The organism is Paenibacillus pabuli, from assembly GCF_039831995.1.
GTDB lineage: Bacteria > Bacillota > Bacilli > Paenibacillales > Paenibacillaceae > Paenibacillus > Paenibacillus pabuli_C.
Window position 1 is genome coordinate 1,550,513 of the sequence record NZ_JBDOIO010000004.1, and the last position, 16,297, is coordinate 1,566,809.

The 16,297-nt window shown below is 47.9% G+C and carries 15 protein-coding genes and 2 rRNA genes; 12 read left to right on the plus strand and 5 right to left on the minus strand.

Features of this window, described 5'->3' with window-relative positions; translation table 11 throughout:
* Positions 1-39: 39 nt before the first annotated feature.
* On the minus strand, positions 40-741 hold the full coding sequence (locus tag ABGV42_RS26670) for a Crp/Fnr family transcriptional regulator (protein ID WP_347384419.1): 702 nt from the start codon (positions 739-741) through the stop codon (positions 40-42).
* Between the two features lie 47 nt (positions 742-788).
* Between ABGV42_RS26670 and ABGV42_RS26675 the strand changes: the two genes are divergently transcribed.
* Both ABGV42_RS26675 and ABGV42_RS26680 read left to right on the plus strand, forming a co-directional pair.
* Positions 789-1,511: a YwiC-like family protein gene (locus ABGV42_RS26675; protein ID WP_347384420.1), complete on the plus strand. Its 723-nt coding sequence runs from the start codon at positions 789-791 to the stop codon at positions 1,509-1,511.
* Positions 1,512-1,705: 194 nt separating this feature from the next.
* Entirely contained in the window at positions 1,706-2,437 is a 732-nt protein-coding gene (locus ABGV42_RS26680) for a ZIP family metal transporter (protein ID WP_347384421.1), read from the plus strand.
* A gap of 101 nt (positions 2,438-2,538) precedes the next feature.
* Here ABGV42_RS26680 and ABGV42_RS26685 read toward each other — a convergent pair whose 3' ends face one another.
* The 3 genes from ABGV42_RS26685 to ABGV42_RS26695 all read right to left on the minus strand — a co-directional run bounded on the left by ABGV42_RS26685 (position 2,539) and on the right by ABGV42_RS26695 (position 4,818).
* Positions 2,539-2,964 (minus strand): YlbF family regulator, encoded by a 426-nt coding sequence (locus tag ABGV42_RS26685; protein WP_347384422.1) that lies wholly within the window; start codon positions 2,962-2,964, stop codon positions 2,539-2,541.
* Between the two features lie 128 nt (positions 2,965-3,092).
* Entirely contained in the window at positions 3,093-3,776 is a 684-nt protein-coding gene (locus tag ABGV42_RS26690; protein WP_347384423.1) for a Crp/Fnr family transcriptional regulator, read from the minus strand.
* Between the two features lie 52 nt (positions 3,777-3,828).
* On the minus strand, positions 3,829-4,818 hold the full coding sequence (locus tag ABGV42_RS26695) for a multicopper oxidase domain-containing protein (protein WP_347384424.1): 990 nt from the start codon (positions 4,816-4,818) through the stop codon (positions 3,829-3,831).
* A gap of 289 nt (positions 4,819-5,107) precedes the next feature.
* Between ABGV42_RS26695 and ABGV42_RS26700 the strand changes: the two genes are divergently transcribed.
* Genes ABGV42_RS26700 through ABGV42_RS26730 form a run of 7 tightly spaced genes read left to right on the plus strand, consistent with a single transcriptional unit; the run spans position 5,108 to position 10,169 of the window.
* Positions 5,108-5,716 carry a hypothetical protein gene (locus ABGV42_RS26700; protein ID WP_347384425.1) on the plus strand — a complete coding sequence of 203 codons (609 nt, stop codon included), beginning with the start codon at positions 5,108-5,110 and terminating at the stop codon, positions 5,714-5,716.
* A gap of 34 nt (positions 5,717-5,750) precedes the next feature.
* A complete protein-coding gene (locus ABGV42_RS26705) occupies positions 5,751-6,401 on the plus strand; it encodes a hypothetical protein (RefSeq protein ID WP_347384426.1) in 651 nt (216 codons plus the stop codon).
* Positions 6,401-6,958, plus strand: a complete 558-nt coding sequence (locus tag ABGV42_RS26710) for a hypothetical protein (RefSeq protein ID WP_347384427.1) — start codon at positions 6,401-6,403, stop codon at positions 6,956-6,958. Before ABGV42_RS26705 ends, ABGV42_RS26710 begins: the two co-directional genes overlap by 1 nt.
* A 55-nt stretch (positions 6,959-7,013) precedes the next feature.
* Positions 7,014-7,748, plus strand: coding sequence for an SMI1/KNR4 family protein (locus ABGV42_RS26715; protein WP_347384428.1), 735 nt, complete (start codon positions 7,014-7,016; stop codon positions 7,746-7,748).
* 21 nt (positions 7,749-7,769) lie between these two features.
* Positions 7,770-9,071: a hypothetical protein gene (locus ABGV42_RS26720; RefSeq protein WP_347384429.1), complete on the plus strand. Its 1,302-nt coding sequence runs from the start codon at positions 7,770-7,772 to the stop codon at positions 9,069-9,071.
* Between the two features lie 43 nt (positions 9,072-9,114).
* A complete protein-coding gene (locus ABGV42_RS26725; RefSeq protein WP_347384430.1) occupies positions 9,115-9,561 on the plus strand; it encodes a hypothetical protein in 447 nt (148 codons plus the stop codon).
* Positions 9,558-10,169 carry an SMI1/KNR4 family protein gene (locus tag ABGV42_RS26730; protein WP_347384431.1) on the plus strand — a complete coding sequence of 204 codons (612 nt, stop codon included), beginning with the start codon at positions 9,558-9,560 and terminating at the stop codon, positions 10,167-10,169. The genes ABGV42_RS26725 and ABGV42_RS26730 overlap by 4 nt, the downstream gene beginning before the upstream one ends.
* Positions 10,170-10,226: 57 nt before the next feature.
* Here the strand turns inward: ABGV42_RS26730 and ABGV42_RS26735 are convergent, their stop codons facing one another.
* A complete protein-coding gene (locus ABGV42_RS26735; RefSeq protein WP_347384432.1) occupies positions 10,227-10,562 on the minus strand; it encodes a hypothetical protein in 336 nt (111 codons plus the stop codon).
* Positions 10,563-10,674: 112 nt separating this feature from the next.
* Here ABGV42_RS26735 and ABGV42_RS26740 point away from each other — a divergent pair, with 112 nt between their 5' ends.
* From ABGV42_RS26740 to ABGV42_RS26750, 3 genes are all read left to right on the plus strand, one after another.
* Complete coding sequence (locus ABGV42_RS26740; RefSeq protein ID WP_347384433.1) at positions 10,675-11,145, plus strand: hypothetical protein; 471 nt, start codon at positions 10,675-10,677, stop codon at positions 11,143-11,145.
* 546 nt (positions 11,146-11,691) lie between these two features.
* Positions 11,692-13,243 (plus strand): 16S ribosomal RNA (locus ABGV42_RS26745).
* Between the two features lie 407 nt (positions 13,244-13,650).
* Positions 13,651-16,297: ribosomal RNA gene (locus ABGV42_RS26750) — 23S ribosomal RNA — on the plus strand; the annotation flags it as partial.

The window sequence follows — 16,297 nt, forward strand, 5'->3', positions numbered from 1 at the left end:
TAGAATTCGTCTACGAAGGATAGATTTCCGTAATATCGCTCAAGTGTCGCGTTGTTGCTTCAAGGCCTGCAGATCATGAATGATGATCTGTCTGCGATCTACTTCGAGCAGATTTTCCTTGGTGAGCTGATTCAACAAACGATTGGCTGTTTCCCTGGTCGTGCCAATGGAATTGGCGAATTCCTGGTGCGTCATAGGCAGATTGATAATGATTTTGTGACCGGAAGGCTGACCGTGCTGCTCTGCCAACATCAACAGGAAGGAAAGCACGCGGTTGCGCACGTCCTGGCCAGAGAGCACTTGCAGTTTATCCTGCAGTTCGCGAATTTTATCCCCAAGTACCCGCATAATTTTGATCGCAATGGATGGTGTATTAAGCATAAGGCGTTCAAACAGACTGACTGGGATGGCGATCAGTTCTGCTGGAGTGATGGCTTCTGCCGTAGCGGGATAGGGATGAGCATTGAAGAAGCCCGTATGTGGGAACATATCTCCTGTTTTTAGAAAGGAAACGATCTGCTCATGACCGTTCTCATCCGTTTTATATGCTTTTACGATGCCGGTCCGGATAAAAAACACAGCTTCCTTTTCGCTGCCTTCGGCAAAAATAACCGTTTTTTTATGAATGCTCCTGGAAATGGCGATATCCTCTACCTGTTTCAATTCTTCTGGACTCAGGTCCTGGAAAATGGGGAACTGTTGGAGAAACTCCGCTGCCGTATCTTTGTTTTCCCTGCGCATTAAGATTCTTCCTTTCTATATCCTTATCATTAGGAGGTCAATGTGAAGTGACAGTACATAAAATCGTTATCCCTCATGAACATGGCGGGTGGGCCATGGTAAGTGTACCTTTTGCGGCAGGCGTAATAGCCAGCGGACCACAGTGGCTGCATCTGCCACTATTCATGGCATGGCTTGGACTATACCTGGCGGCATACCCCTTGCTGCAATCTCTCAAAAGAAGAGCGGATCATCGCCGCCTGTACACATGGGCTGTTATATATGGGATAGCTGCAGCGGCATGTCTTGTACCCCCGTTGATCGGGCATCCTTCCATACTGGCATTTGCCCCAGTACTGGTCATATTATTGCTCGTTAACATCTGGCACGTCAGACACAAGGCTGAGCGTTCGCTCACGAATGACCTGTGTGCCATGTTGATGTTCTCGCTTGGAGGTGCAGCAGCATATCTCATTGGTACGGGAGTCTGGGATTACCGAATGGCAATTGTGCTGTTGTTTTCCTTTTTACATTTTACAGGAAGCACGTTCTTTGTAAAATCAGTCTTCCGGGAGAGAAACAACAAACGCTGGATAACGATAACCCGTCTGCTGCATATCATCCTGCTCACCATCCCTGTCATAGCCGGATATCCGTGGATGAGCTTAGCATATATCTACTCCGCTGTTCGAGCATTTGTATATGCTGGTCAAACTCTGCGTCCCATGAAAGTGGGCATGATTGAGATTGCTGGGGCGGTGCAATTCCTGATTTGGTTTGTTCTCTTTTAGTTAGCATCATTTTATCATAACGCGAGATCTGAAATTAACGGGTGACATAGATCACATGGCATGTGATAAGGAATACAGACGATCAGGCGAGATGCATCGATATCTTGCGGCATTACTCCACGATGTTTTTGGGGCAACAACCAAGGTTAATGAAAGGATAGATGTAATATAAGACATGAGAGGGGATGACCCGGATGTGGACTGCATTCATGTGGGGAGGCATCTCCGCTTCAGCAGTAGTTATTGGTGCGCTGGCTGCACTGTTTCTCAAGATTCCCAAACGCGTGATTGGCTGGATTATGGCCTTCGGTACGGGAACATTGATTGGGGCAGCTTCATTTGAACTGATTGGAGATGCCCTGAATGATGGCGGGATTATCCCGACAGCCATAGGATTTACGGCAGGTGCTGTGGTGTACACCTTGTTCGACCTGCTTATTTCCAGTAAAGGCGGTGCCGGGCGCAAACGTTCAGCACATTCGAAGTCCGGAGGCAGCAGCCAGAGCGGGCTCGGGATTTTTGCAGGTACGGTGATGGATGCCATTCCGGAATCCATCATGCTTGGAGCAAGCTTGCTGACTGGAAAGGGCGTGAGTGTGGTGCTCATCGTTTCCATATTCGTGAGCAACATCCCTGAGGGTTTGTCAAGCACCGTAGGTTTGCGAGGCAATCATTATACCAAGTCCAGAATCATATGGATGTGGCTTGGTGTACTGTTGATTTCTGCACTTGCAGCCTTGTGCGGATATCTGTTTCTGGAACAGCTTCCGGATGAGATGGCTGCGGCCATTGGGGCATTTGCAGGTGGCGGTATTATCGCCATGATCTGTTCCACCATGATGCCAGAAGCTTTTGAAGAAGGTGGTCCTGTCGTAGGCTTCATTGCTTCCATGGGACTTCTCGTGTCCCTGCTGCTTGATCTGTAAGATTTCCACGTAGTAGCAATATACCAAAAAAGAGTGTCCGCTCAAGTAGAATTCTGAGATACGGATACTCTTTTGTTATACCAATGAATATGATTCGTTCCTCAGTGACTGCTTGAACAGTTCCCTCCACAACCACATGCTTCCTTATATACTTCGCCCGCTTTGGGCAGCCGATTTAATTCAACGGATTTGGTGAAATACTGGCTGATCTGCTGATGCATCTGGCTAAACTCACGCTGTGCATACATGAATCTGCGGATAAGCGGATGATCATAGAGCGCACGTTCTTCTTGTTCATACACCTGCATTTCGGATGTCAGCAATTCAATATGTTGACGTTCTTTTTCCTCTAAAGCTTGATGCTTCTCCATAAACTGCTCATATTGCGCTGTAGCTTGCTCATCTGCGGCAAACTGATCAATCATCTCCCGCATCTCACGGTAACCTTCATCCTGTAGTAACACAGAGCATAATTCTTCCATTTTAAGCATGATCGCCTGTTTGTCCATTTTTACGATTGTACTCATCTTGTTAACCTCCTGTAGAGTGTTTCTCTTATGTATCACTGTATACCTGATCCTCGTGGTTCACTGTGACGATACTCACATCTTGTATGAAAAATGTAACGTTACTGCTCGGGGTCGCTATATCCGGATTATTGGATTCGTTGCTGAAGCTCTTCCAGTTGAAGAAGATAAATGACATTTCCAGCCACCTGAAGCAGACCTTCGGACTGCATGATGGCCAGTTTGCGACTCAAGGTTTCGGGCGTAATGCCTATTAGCAGTGCCATGTCCTTTTTGAATACAGGAAGTTTGATCCCATCTCTCTCCATATTTCGCATATGAAAATTCAATAGAAGCTTAGCAATTCGTTGTTCAGGGTTCATTGAACTGAGGGCCGTATTCCATTCTTCAGATTGTTCAAGAAGATCAGAAACAGCCAGAAGAAAATGATAAGCAAGCATCGGATCATGTTCTATTAATCTGTCAAAGTCCTGCCTGTGAAGGGTGCATAAAGTCGATGTTTCCAACACTTCTGCATGAACTTCATACGGTTTTTGGTGTAACAGAGCGTCATGCCCGAAGAAGTCACCGGGAAACAGGAACCGGACAATATGCTCCTTGCCGTTCTTGGCGTATCTGGATAATTTCACACATCCCTGATGAACCATGTATAACTTAGCTGAACATTCCCTTTCCTTCACGACCATTTCCCCTTTATGATAGCTCCGCGACTGCAGCAAGGAAGCGAGCAGGGAGGATTCTTCAGATCCGAGGTGCTGAAAAAGGGGGACTTTGACATGGCAGGGAGTCTTGCCCTGAGAACTGCATAGCATGATCAAAATTCACCTCGCGGTTTCGATTTATATATGGAGCATGGGGACGGACTTAGTGCTGCATCGCCTTGCCTCCGTGATCCTTGCCATCAGAGGTAACACGCAAAACTGCAGACGCACCCTTGGATACATGTTTGAACTGATGGGTCACAATGGGATAATCGCCCTCTTCCGTTACGGTAAACTCGACGACTGCACCTCCGCTCGCAGGAAGCATAACCGTCTGCAATCCATACTGAATATTACGGGGATTTCCATCCACGTAGACCCGGTCCATAATGGTCCCAACGACATGGAATGAGGAAACTTCGTTCGGCCCTGCATTGCTTACATATATTCGCACTGTATCACCAGTCTTGGCGAGCAAAGGGGAGTTGACCAAACCATAGTCGTTACCATTAAAGACAACGTAATTCGGCTCATCATTCATAAAAGCATCGTAGCTATGGTCCTTGTACCATTCACTTTGTACGAGCGTGTATTCACGATCAATCTTTCCGTCGGAAGGGTAACCAGCCTTTGGCTCAACAATAATCATGCCATACATGCCGTTCGCGATATGGGCAAGAACTGGACTTGTTCCGCAATGATACATGAAGACTCCGGGAGACGACGTGTTATAAGTGAACGTTCCCTCCTCACCTGGCATAACGTCTACGAATTTACTGCTTGGTGAAGCGTGTACGGCATGAAAATCCATGGAATGAGGCAAGGCAGAATCCTTATTTTTCAAAGTGAAAATTAATGTGTCACCTTCGGTTACACGAAGAATGGGTCCAGGTACGGTGCCGTTAAAAGTCCAGGCATTGTAGATGACCCCTGCGGAAATCTCGATATCGGTGACTTGAGCAGTCATCTCAATGTACACGTTTGAGCCCTCTCTGCGGATGACGGGGTCAACAGGTTGATGACTTATGGACGTTACAGGGGCAGCGTCATGCTGATCAGGTTTATCATTCTCCGCAGCATTGCAATGGGAGAGGACGGCTGTACTTAATGCCAATGCATAAGACAATTTGATTACACTCAACCAAGAGGACATGGGAACACAACCTTATTCAAGTGATATAATTCACAAATAGACCAATATCATAAAGCAGCCATGTCTAGTGTACGACAGTGCAATGTAGACAGGTGTGACGTGAAACACACTCTCCAAAGCGATTTGTTTTTCAAAACTTTTATAGTTATAGACAGGTTTCTTGTACTACGCGATGGAGTTATCTATAATTTTAGGTAACGTGGGCTGGGAAATATTGATGGGAGAATTGACGTTTACTCAGCACATATGAAGGCCGAATAAATTCGGTCAGGAAAGGAGTGGATTGGAAATGAAACGATTTGAGGACGAAGGAGCCTATAAATATAACTTTTATTGGGTACTCCGCCGAGGTGAGCGTGTGGATGTCACATGCCAATCATGCGGTGGTCATGCGTATATTGAAGAAGGCCAGGACGAAATAAAATGGAAGTGCTCTACATGTTATGCACATGGGGTGGAAAAGCCGGTATATCAATATCAAGCCAAGGGGAATTGTTCCCTGTGTGAACGCTGGTTCAATGTTGAAGTGACAGATGAGAAAAAGACATCCCATAAATCAACACATATTGATTGTCCACATTGCGGCGCCGTCAATCAAGCCCAGCTGCATAGCAAGCCGGTTTGCAGAAGATATGTGATGGACACCCGGGACGGGAGAGATCCTGTTTTTGGGATGGAATTATACTTTTTGGACCACGTTCGAGGCAAATTGGTATGGGCTGTTAATCGGGCGCATTTAAATTATCTGATTTCCTATGTGTCCGCCGATCTGCGGGTACGACGTGGAACTGTGCCGTTCAAAACGGCATCACACTATTTGCCTGTATACATGAAGGAAGCAAAGAACAGGGATCAGGTGGTTCGTACGCTGACCAAGCTTCAGCACAAGACGGGCTGAGGTTGAATCAAGGGAGGTCAGAAGGAGGAAAGGAATGAAATGGCGAGGCAAGCTGCTTATTGTGGCAATTATTTTAGGGATACTTATGATCCCAGCCTTTTTTATTTTACAGACGTTCGGTGTGTTCCAAAAAGAAAAAGTTTTATCGGACTATGCGCTCGCGGTAGATGTAAATGGAAAACCGTATGCTCCATGGCCGCTTATCAACAGTTTCGCTGCCATGGATAAGAGTGGAGACCATCGTCAGCTGTATTATCGGGTGGACATGAGCGATATTAACTACCTTTTTCAATTGCCTTATCAGGAGTTTGACATTACACCAGACGATGAAAATCCTTATTTGGCGGGGAAAGTGGACTTCCACAGGCTAGAAACCACGTATGTAAAATCTGAAATGAAATATTCAAATGCGAAGGATTATAAAACCTCACTTCATTTTTACAATAAAGAAGAGCAGGAGATCTATACCTACGAACCTACAGGCAAAGGCGATGGAAATCTGGTAAAATCCATCATTCATCAGGGGATGACCCGTTCCCATAATGGTGGAAGTGAGCCAGCTCGGGACCCGTACTTGAATATTACGGCATTATTTCACGATAAGCTTAATGTTGATGTAAACCTGACGGTTGATGAAGAACATAAAATCGTATGGATACGAATGAATAAAGTGGAGGCGAGATAATGAATTTGTTTGGCGTACATAATGGACCTGCATATCTGGAAGGGATCGTTAAGAAAGTAACGGATGGGGAGAACCAGGAAGTCGAGTGGAAAGGTAAGCTGCAGACGAGCGACGCCCATGAGAAGTTCCATATCTTTTATTATGGTGACTTGATGGAAGATGATCTGATAACCTGGCAGGATTCGACACCGTTAATCGTATATGCCGAGCACACGGTGACCGGAGAGCGTTACCTACTTATTGATGCTGCCAAACATGGTTATGATGCAATGCTGTGTGAAACTTATCCAGAAGAGGAGCTGAGCAAAAGGTCGCTGCGTCCTTATCTGGACGTTGAAGGAGAAGATACGTTTGAGGTTCACTTGTCGGCCTTTTATAACGTCCCTTGGGATGAGGAATTCGGAGAAGATGTGGATGAAGACGGAACCTACGAATTGATTACGGGCCAACGTATGGATTTTGATCAGGTGAAACGGGATGGGTATGATGCATTCTCCATTCGTATCGTGAATCGTAAAGGTGTTATAACGGAAATTGTTCAGGAGGAGCTTGCCTGATTCATCAATAGAATTATGAGACAGGGATCTGATCTGAAGATAGGAGATGTCGTTCATGTACGTGGTAAGTCATACGCTTAAACCAGTATCTGCGGAGGAGCTTGGACATTTTGAGCAGCAGCATTCTGTATCATTGCCTGCCTCCTATCGCCAGTGGCTCGAACAATATGGAGAAGGAACCTATTCGGGCTGGATGAATATTCAGCGTCCGGATCAGGAGGTATTGAAGCCTTTTGCGGATTATGATTTTTGGATGCATACCGATGATACGCCTGTCAGTCAACATCAATTGAAGGAGTGTATAAGCATTGGCAGCTCTGTGGATGGCGATTTCCTGGCCATTCATCCTGACATGGAAGGACTATTGTGGCTCCCACGCCACGATGAACAGATAACGTTATGGAAACATCTCGAGTTGGAATTCGGTGACACGCTCGATCGGATCTATAGCGAGTACTATCATCAAGCTGCTCCTGTCACGACAAGATATTATGAACCGTGGAATGAGCAGAGGAATCATACCTTTTACCATTTGCAAGATAACGTAGACGGGACTTCAATCCAACAATTGTCAAGCTTATGTCAAGCACAATTTAAGTGGGATCTTGTGATAGAAAATGAATACACATGCAAGCTGTTCATGGCTTCCATTGGTGGATACCTGCGTTTTAATTATGCGTACGGCAGGGAAATCGCCCTTTTCTATGAGGGAATGCAAGAGACGCGAGATACAACGGATTACGACATCGAACAATTTTTGCTCGCACATCACTGTAAAATCATGAATTGAGACGGAGTGGAGGAATCATGGATGAGTTGGTTAAACGAACACCTTGCGGAAAAGTGGAGGAATGAAGGGAAACGCTATGCCCAGAGTGTAAATGAGTTTGTACGCAGAAGTATGGCGAGGGAAGAGCCGGATGAATCGGAACTGACGAACGACGGAAGGGCAGATATCAGTGTGCAAGTTTGGGACATGGTGAAGAAGGCCAATGAGCAGAACGATCTGCAACGACTGCGTGCGGAATTGCCAGCCGCGACATGGCCTTTCAGTGAAACATTCCAGTCATCCATGCAGGCCGTGCGTATAGCCGGATATCTGGATAACCGTACAGTTATACTCAATAATGGCTTCCATACGGACCAAGGATGCGTCTACTCTGCTGATCACGAACATGTGCTTTCTTTTCCGCAATATCAATTTGCGGGTCAGTCTCCGGATGGTGCACAGTATGCTCTGGCAGGCAGTGAGGGAATTCGTGTGATAACACATCCAGATCGTCAATTGGAAGGAAAAGAAGTGGCAATGTTCCGCTGGGACGACATTCAATCCGCTATTCATCAGGCTCTGCCTCGTATTGAATCCCTTGCAGACTGTGAATACCCGGAACGCACACTTGAAGGCCTTATTCCATTGGATGAAGGGCAGGCACTCATCATTTTGTCCAGTTACGGAATTTATCTGGTGGAACATGGCAGGGTCTCTCCAATACATCCTGATCTTGCAGAGGTGGAGGAGCACGAATTAGAGGATACACAAATATCCATGGGTCACGCTGCCGTATCTCAGGATGGTCGATGGATTGCGTTTGGCAGTCAGGTCAGTGACCATATGCTTCTTGATCGTGAACGTAATCATACCTATTCGCTCTATCCGGAATCCAGCTATCCGCATCATGCGGTGTTTACCAGAGATCAACGGAATGTTTGGTTTAATGCTTGCCATTTTTACAATGGAGTTACGATGCAGGTGGATTTGAGTGAAGTGGAAGGCAATGAATCCAGAGAAGATTGGCCAATGATGGATGAAAGTGCGCGTGTCTATGCTTCGGTAGAAATACCGGAAGGCATGGTTCTTGGCGATGCCTATGGTTACCTGAAATGTGTGGATAAGAAGGGGCAGGAAGTTTGGAGACATTTTGTAGGCAGCACCATCTATTCACTAGCGATCTCGCCTGATCAATCCCGGCTTGCAGTAGGTACGTTTGGAGGCATGGTGCATATTCTCGATCTGCATGCTGACCAGATGGATGACTACAGTATTGGAACAGGAACTCTCCGTGAAGTAGAGCGTTTTGTTTTGTGGCGTGGCGAGCAACCTTTACGTTGGTAGAGTTGGTGTTTGTATAATATGCCTGCAGAAGGGGGGATTGTAGTTGAGGATTGAAGAAGCTGTCCTTTTGCTGAAATGTCATGCCTTTGTTCATGACGATGTAGATCATCCCAAGATGGAGACCGGCTTTCTAGGCAGTCTGCGCCCTTTTCGCGGGCAGTTAATCGAAGAAAACTTTCACGAGTTAATGGGAATTGTTCGCACTTTGGCACCGGAACTTAAGCAGCCGGCACTGAACAGGGAAGTGATGTCCTGCTTATGGAGCATCATCCATCTGGGGCGTGCATGGGCGGTCGAACCTGATGGAATGCTGCGCAGCAACAACCTCATTTCGGATGAGCAGATTGCCTTAATGGAAGAATGGCTGAACCTGCTATCTTACGCAGTCATGATTCTGATCGAAGATGGTGGCGAAGAAGAAGCGTTCTGGGGATATAAGGAATACATGCGCGAACGGCAGAATAATGCTGAGAACGGAGGGGTCTTGTGAAATCCGATATGCACGAAAACATGCATGAGCTGATGAACCATTTGAATAAATTATTGGATGTAAAAGTGAAGGATGAAGAGATTAGACAGCTATACGAGGAGTATCAGGAGAAGGAAGGAGCTTCCGAAGACAGCTTGGCTGCTTTTGAAACCGAGTTTGATGTCCGGCTGCCCGAAGATTTTCGCGAATTCTACAAGTGTAAAGATGGAAGCGGTTATGCATTTCATATTCTGTACCCTGGTGATGCTGAGAGAGAGGAATGCACTCCGTTTTACATGATGTCACTGGAAGAGATTAAGGAAACCAAGCAATATTTCTGTGAGCGTGATGAGGAGTTAAGTGAGTATTATTCTGCAGAAGAGATCAGTAAACTGGACCCGGAGATCAAGCCCTATTTATTTCATAAAGCGTGGATTCCCTTTGCGACGATGGCTGGAGGTTCACTGTACTTAATGCTAGACTTTGATCCGTCAGAACGGGGAAGCTATGGCCAGATTATCATGTATGTACATGATCCCGATTTTGTCTATTATATAACAGACACGTTAACCAACCTGCTAGAAGACTCCAATCGCAATCTGGAGATCATGGATGAGGTTGAGTACTAAATAACTCGTGTATAGTTGGCAGGAACTGCCTGTAGCAGCTCCTGCACGATTCGAATATTATCCCTGCTGGAAAAAGCGATGACCGTGAAAACCTCCACCAGGAGGACCTCCTGGACCTCCTTGACCTCCACCATGAGGGCCACCTGGATAGCCGCCTCCAGGGAATGGTCCGTGATGACCGCCTGGGTAACCTCCTCCCGGATATCCGCCATGCCACCAAGGACCGCTGAAAGGAATCGGCAAGGGCAGCGGGTAGAAGGGTGGGTATGGATAGGGGTATGGATAAGGATAGGGATAAGGATAGGGATAAGGTGGTGGCGGTGCTGGTGGATAATATGGATAGGGATATCCAGCAGAGGACGGAGATGAAACCGAACCAGGTCCGTATGCCATGTGATCAGCCTCCTGAATTTGAATGGATGATATCAGCCTATGCCATAATGCAATCGCATGACACACTGTTGAATAGTCAGAAGATACTGAAAATTAGGGGGATTGAATGCGAGTGATGCCTTTTCATACGGCTCCAAGAGGCGCTGCGTATAGACAATTAATTGACGAATTGATCGCAAAGACGGATCGATTTTTCCTTGTGGACAGACGATATGGTAGAGGGGACACTCCAGTGGAGGTCGCCAGGGTTTTCCAAAGATTGAATCCGTATCTGATTGAGAGTTGTACCACGGAAGAGATGATGATGAAGACAAGAGCATTTTATACGGAAGGAATCTATTACATTTATGAGTGTTCGCCAGGCTCTGGACAGATCCTGAAGGAAGAGGCCGATGGTTTCCTCGATTGGCTGTATCCCTCTTTGCCAGAGGATCTGTGTTTTTTGAAGGAAGACGGAAGCGACTATTTGTTTACGGAAGCCCATGAGGATGGATGTGGAATGCGGATTACAGAACAAGAAGCGAGAGACCTCATGAAGCGAATTCCCGGGTTATCGTTTGTATTTGAAAGCTTCCCTTCCTAATGCCTAGCTAGAACCTGAAGCCAACGGCAGGTTGGAATTTTTGAAAAGTGCAATTCTTTGCAGTTCAACTTACTTTATTGAAGAATGATTTACGGTTGGTAAAGAAAGTGGGAAGAGATAAGGGAAGCTGCCATGATGTGATGTATCGATATTGGAATAATTTACAACTAGCAAGCTGGTTTGCAAAATGATATATTATTCTTCCGGCCGCAAGAGGCATGGAAAACTCAAATAATATTTTTGAGAAATATCTTTACAAGTTATAAAGATATGTGGTATATTCTAGTTCCGGCCTTGAAAGAGTCGGAAACGAAGTTTGATCTTTGAAAACTGAACAACGAGTGAGTAACGATCTTGCTTGCAAGATCGGCGCTGAGGAATTGGTACGAGTCATTTGACTGTATGATTTTGAAGCAAAAATGAGATTTTAATCTCGTCAGATTCAAATTGAGCTAATCGCTCTTTTCGATAATAGCTGCAAGACATTCATCCGCTCAGTCGAGTTGGACCGATAGTCTTGCAGGACGATGTTGCCTTGCAACATCTTTATTGGAGAGTTTGATCCTGGCTCAGGACGAACGCTGGCGGCATGCCTAATACATGCAAGTCGAGCGGAGTTGATAGAAAGCTTGCTTTCTTGATGCTTAGCGGCGGACGGGTGAGTAACACGTAGGCAACCTGCCCTCAAGCTTGGGACAACTACCGGAAACGGTAGCTAATACCGAATACTTGCTTTCTTCGCCTGAAGGAAGCTGGAAAGACGGAGCAATCTGTCACTTGAGGATGGGCCTGCGGCGCATTAGCTAGTTGGTGAGGTAACGGCTCACCAAGGCGACGATGCGTAGCCGACCTGAGAGGGTGATCGGCCACACTGGGACTGAGACACGGCCCAGACTCCTACGGGAGGCAGCAGTAGGGAATCTTCCGCAATGGGCGAAAGCCTGACGGAGCAATGCCGCGTGAGTGATGAAGGTTTTCGGATCGTAAAGCTCTGTTGCCAGGGAAGAACGTCCTTGAGAGTAACTGCTCAAGGAGTGACGGTACCTGAGAAGAAAGCCCCGGCTAACTACGTGCCAGCAGCCGCGGTAATACGTAGGGGGCAAGCGTTGTCCGGAATTATTGGGCGTAAAGCGCGCGCAGGCGGTCATTTAAGTCTGGTGTTTAATCCCGGGGCTCAACCCCGGATCGCACTGGAAACTGGATGACTTGAGTGCAGAAGAGGAGAGTGGAATTCCACGTGTAGCGGTGAAATGCGTAGAGATGTGGAGGAACACCAGTGGCGAAGGCGACTCTCTGGGCTGTAACTGACGCTGAGGCGCGAAAGCGTGGGGAGCAAACAGGATTAGATACCCTGGTAGTCCACGCCGTAAACGATGAGTGCTAGGTGTTAGGGGTTTCGATACCCTTGGTGCCGAAGTTAACACATTAAGCACTCCGCCTGGGGAGTACGGTCGCAAGACTGAAACTCAAAGGAATTGACGGGGACCCGCACAAGCAGTGGAGTATGTGGTTTAATTCGAAGCAACGCGAAGAACCTTACCAGGTCTTGACATCCCTCTGACCGGTACAGAGATGTACCTTTCCTTCGGGACAGAGGAGACAGGTGGTGCATGGTTGTCGTCAGCTCGTGTCGTGAGATGTTGGGTTAAGTCCCGCAACGAGCGCAACCCTTGATCTTAGTTGCCAGCACTTCGGGTGGGCACTCTAAGGTGACTGCCGGTGACAAACCGGAGGAAGGTGGGGATGACGTCAAATCATCATGCCCCTTATGACCTGGGCTACACACGTACTACAATGGCCGGTACAACGGGCAGTGAAGCCGCGAGGTGGAACGAATCCTAAAAAGCCGGTCTCAGTTCGGATTGCAGGCTGCAACTCGCCTGCATGAAGTCGGAATTGCTAGTAATCGCGGATCAGCATGCCGCGGTGAATACGTTCCCGGGTCTTGTACACACCGCCCGTCACACCACGAGAGTTTATAACACCCGAAGTCGGTGGGGTAACCGCAAGGAGCCAGCCGCCGAAGGTGGGATAGATGATTGGGGTGAAGTCGTAACAAGGTAGCCGTATCGGAAGGTGCGGCTGGATCACCTCCTTTCTATGGAGAATCGTTTCCCGAGTGGAAACATTCAAATCAGCAGGTTCACTGAACCTGCGACAGCGATTCATTTCGGTCCATCACTTGATGTGTGGATGAAATGAAGAGCAAAACGTACTCACTCGTTGCTCAGTTTTGAGAGCTCAAACTCTCAAAACAGCTTGCTTTTGCATGGAGCTTGTTCTTTGAAAACTAGATATCGAAACGAAAAATGCGAATTAGAACATTCCTTTTGGGATGAATGCATGTTCGGTTCAAGTAACCGATCAACAATCATCCTAGCTGAACTTGTGTTAAACAAGTTTCAATAAATAGTGAAAACTGCTTTGCGATGGTATCGAATGGGAGCGACTTTTGGCTTTGCGTAAGCAAAACAAGGGAAGTGAGCAGTCGAAACCGGAGCAACTGGTTAAGCTACTAAGAGCACACGGAGGATGCCTAGGCGCTAGGAGCCGATGAAGGACGTGGCGAACAACGAAACTGCCTCGGGGAGCTGTAAGCAAGCTTTGATCCGGGGGTGTCCGAATGGGGAAACCCAGCTGGGGTAATATCCAGTTACTCATAACTGAATACATAGGTTATGTAGAGGCATACCAGGGGAACTGAAACATCTAAGTACCTTGAGGAAGAGAAAACAATAGTGATTCCGTCAGTAGCGGCGAGCGAACGCGGAACAGCCCAAACCAGAGAGCTTGCTCTCTGGGGTTGTGGGACGTCTCACATGGAGTTACAAAGGAACCGGTTAAACGAAGAGGTCTGGAAAGGCCCGCCAAAGAAGGTAAAAGCCCTGTAGTTGAAAGTCTGTTCCCTCCGAGACGGATCCCGAGTAGTGCGGGGCACGTGAAACCCCGTATGAATCCGGCAGGACCATCTGCCAAGGCTAAATACTTCCTAGCGACCGATAGTGAAGCAGTACCGTGAGGGAAAGGTGAAAAGCACCCCGGAAGGGGAGTGAAATAGAACCTGAAACCGTGTGCTTACAAGAAGTCAGAGCCCGTTTTAGGGGTGATGGCGTGCCTTTTGTAGAATGAACCGGCGAGTTACGTTCCCGTGCAAGGTTAAGGTGAAGAGCCGGAGCCGCAGCGAAAGCGAGTCTGAATAGGGCGACATAGTACGTGGACGTAGACCCGAAACCGGGTGATCTACCCCTGTCCAGGGTGAAGGTGCGGTAACACGCACTGGAGGCCCGAACCCACGCACGTTGAAAAGTGCGGGGATGAGGTGGGGGTAGCGGAGAAATTCCAATCGAACTCGGAGATAGCTGGTTCTCCCCGAAATAGCTTTAGGGCTAGCCTCGGAAAACAGAGTCGTGGAGGTAGAGCACTGATTGGGTGCGGGGCCCGCAAGGGTTACCAAGCTCAGTCAAACTCCGAATGCCATAGACTTACTTCCGGGAGTCAGACAGTGAGTGCTAAGATCCATTGTCAAAAGGGAAACAGCCCAGACCATCAGCTAAGGTCCCCAAGTGTGTGTTAAGTGGGAAAGGATGTGGAGTTGCACAGACAACCAGGATGTTGGCTTAGAAGCAGCCACCATTGAAAGAGTGCGTAATAGCTCACTGGTCGAGTGACTCTGCGCCGAAAATGTAACGGGGCTAAACACACCACCGAAGCTATGGCTTGGATCGACTTCACTGCTTCTTTGAGGCGGTGTTTACCACAAGGACATTTTTGTCAGACAAGAGAAATAATCTTGGATGACCAAATGCTTCCCAGGGGATAAACACAGGGCTTCGAAGCTGGAGTGAAGTCGATCCAGGGGTAGGGGAGCGTTGTATAAGGGTTGAAGGTGTACCGTAAGGAGCGCTGGACATTATACAAGTGAGAATGCCGGTATGAGTAACGAAAAGATCAGTGAGAATCTGATCCGCCGAAAGCCTAAGGGTTCCTGAGGAAGGCTCGTCCGCTCAGGGTAAGTCGGGACCTAAGGCGAGGCCGAAAGGCGTAGTCGAAGGACAACAGGTCGAAATTCCTGTACCACCGTAAATCGTTACGAGCGATGGGGGGACGCAGTAGGGTAGTGACGCAGGCTGATGGATGCCTGTCCAAGCAGTAAGGCTGGTTAGTAGGCAAATCCGCTAACCGTAAGGCTGAGCTGTGATGGGGAGTGAAAATTACAGTAGCGAAGGTCATGATCTCACACTGCCAAGAAAAGCCTCTAGCCAGATGAAGGTGCCCGTACCGCAAACCGACACAGGTAGGCGAGAAGAGAATTCTAAGGCGCGCGGAAGAACTCTCGTTAAGGAACTCGGCAAAATGACCCCGTAACTTCGGGAGAAGGGGTGCCCCGGTAGTGTGAATAGCACGAGGGGGCCGCAGTGAAAAGGCCCAAGCGACTGTTTAGCAAAAACACAGGTCTGTGCGAAGCCGTAAGGCGAAGTATACGGGCTGACGCCTGCCCGGTGCTGGAAGGTTAAGGGGAGCGGTTAGGAGCAATCCGAAGCTGTGAACCGAAGCCCCAGTAAACGGCGGCCGTAACTATAACGGTCCTAAGGTAGCGAAATTCCTTGTCAGGTAAATTCTGACCCGCACGAATGGCGTAACGACTTGGGCGCTGTCTCAACGAGAGATCCGGTGAAATTTTAATACCTGTGAAGATGCAGGTTACCCGCGACAAGACAGACGGAAAGACCCCATGGAGCTTTACTGCAGCTTGATATTGAATTTGGGTACGATCTGTACAGGATAGGTGGGAGCCTTTGAAGCATGAGCGCCAGCTTGTGTGGAGGCACCGTTGGTATCACGCTGATCGTATCTAGGTTCTAACCTGGTACCGTAAACCGGTGCGGGGACAGTGTCAGGTGGGCAGTTTGACTGGGGCGGTCGCCTCCTAAAGAGTAACGGAGGCGCCCAAAGGTTCCCTCAGTGGTTGGAAATCATTCGAAGAGTGCAAAGGCATAAGGGAGCTTGACTGCGAGACCTACAAGTCGAGCAGGGACGAAAGTCGGGCTTAGTGATCCGGTGGTACCGCATGGAAGGGCCATCGCTCAACGAATGAGCTGTCCCCTGGGGATGACCAGGCTTATCTCCCCCAAGAGTCCACATCGACGGGGAG

Excerpts from the sequence above, each read along its gene's own strand:
- ABGV42_RS26670 (WP_347384419.1), bottom strand. The coding sequence starts at position 741 with ATGCGCAGGGAAAACAAAGATACGGCAGCGGAGTTTCTCCAACAGTTC.
- ABGV42_RS26680 (WP_347384421.1), top strand. The coding sequence starts at position 1,706 with ATGTGGACTGCATTCATGTGGGGAGGCATCTCCGCTTCAGCAGTAGTT.
- ABGV42_RS26685 (WP_347384422.1), bottom strand. The coding sequence starts at position 2,964 with ATGAGTACAATCGTAAAAATGGACAAACAGGCGATCATGCTTAAAATG.
- ABGV42_RS26690 (WP_347384423.1), bottom strand. The coding sequence starts at position 3,776 with ATGCTATGCAGTTCTCAGGGCAAGACTCCCTGCCATGTCAAAGTCCCC.
- ABGV42_RS26695 (WP_347384424.1), bottom strand. The coding sequence starts at position 4,818 with ATGTCCTCTTGGTTGAGTGTAATCAAATTGTCTTATGCATTGGCATTA.
- ABGV42_RS26700 (WP_347384425.1), top strand. The coding sequence starts at position 5,108 with ATGAAACGATTTGAGGACGAAGGAGCCTATAAATATAACTTTTATTGG.
- ABGV42_RS26705 (WP_347384426.1), top strand. The coding sequence starts at position 5,751 with ATGAAATGGCGAGGCAAGCTGCTTATTGTGGCAATTATTTTAGGGATA.
- ABGV42_RS26710 (WP_347384427.1), top strand. The coding sequence starts at position 6,401 with ATGAATTTGTTTGGCGTACATAATGGACCTGCATATCTGGAAGGGATC.
- ABGV42_RS26715 (WP_347384428.1), top strand. The coding sequence starts at position 7,014 with ATGTACGTGGTAAGTCATACGCTTAAACCAGTATCTGCGGAGGAGCTT.
- ABGV42_RS26720 (WP_347384429.1), top strand. The coding sequence starts at position 7,770 with ATGAGTTGGTTAAACGAACACCTTGCGGAAAAGTGGAGGAATGAAGGG.
- ABGV42_RS26735 (WP_347384432.1), bottom strand. The coding sequence starts at position 10,562 with ATGGCATACGGACCTGGTTCGGTTTCATCTCCGTCCTCTGCTGGATAT.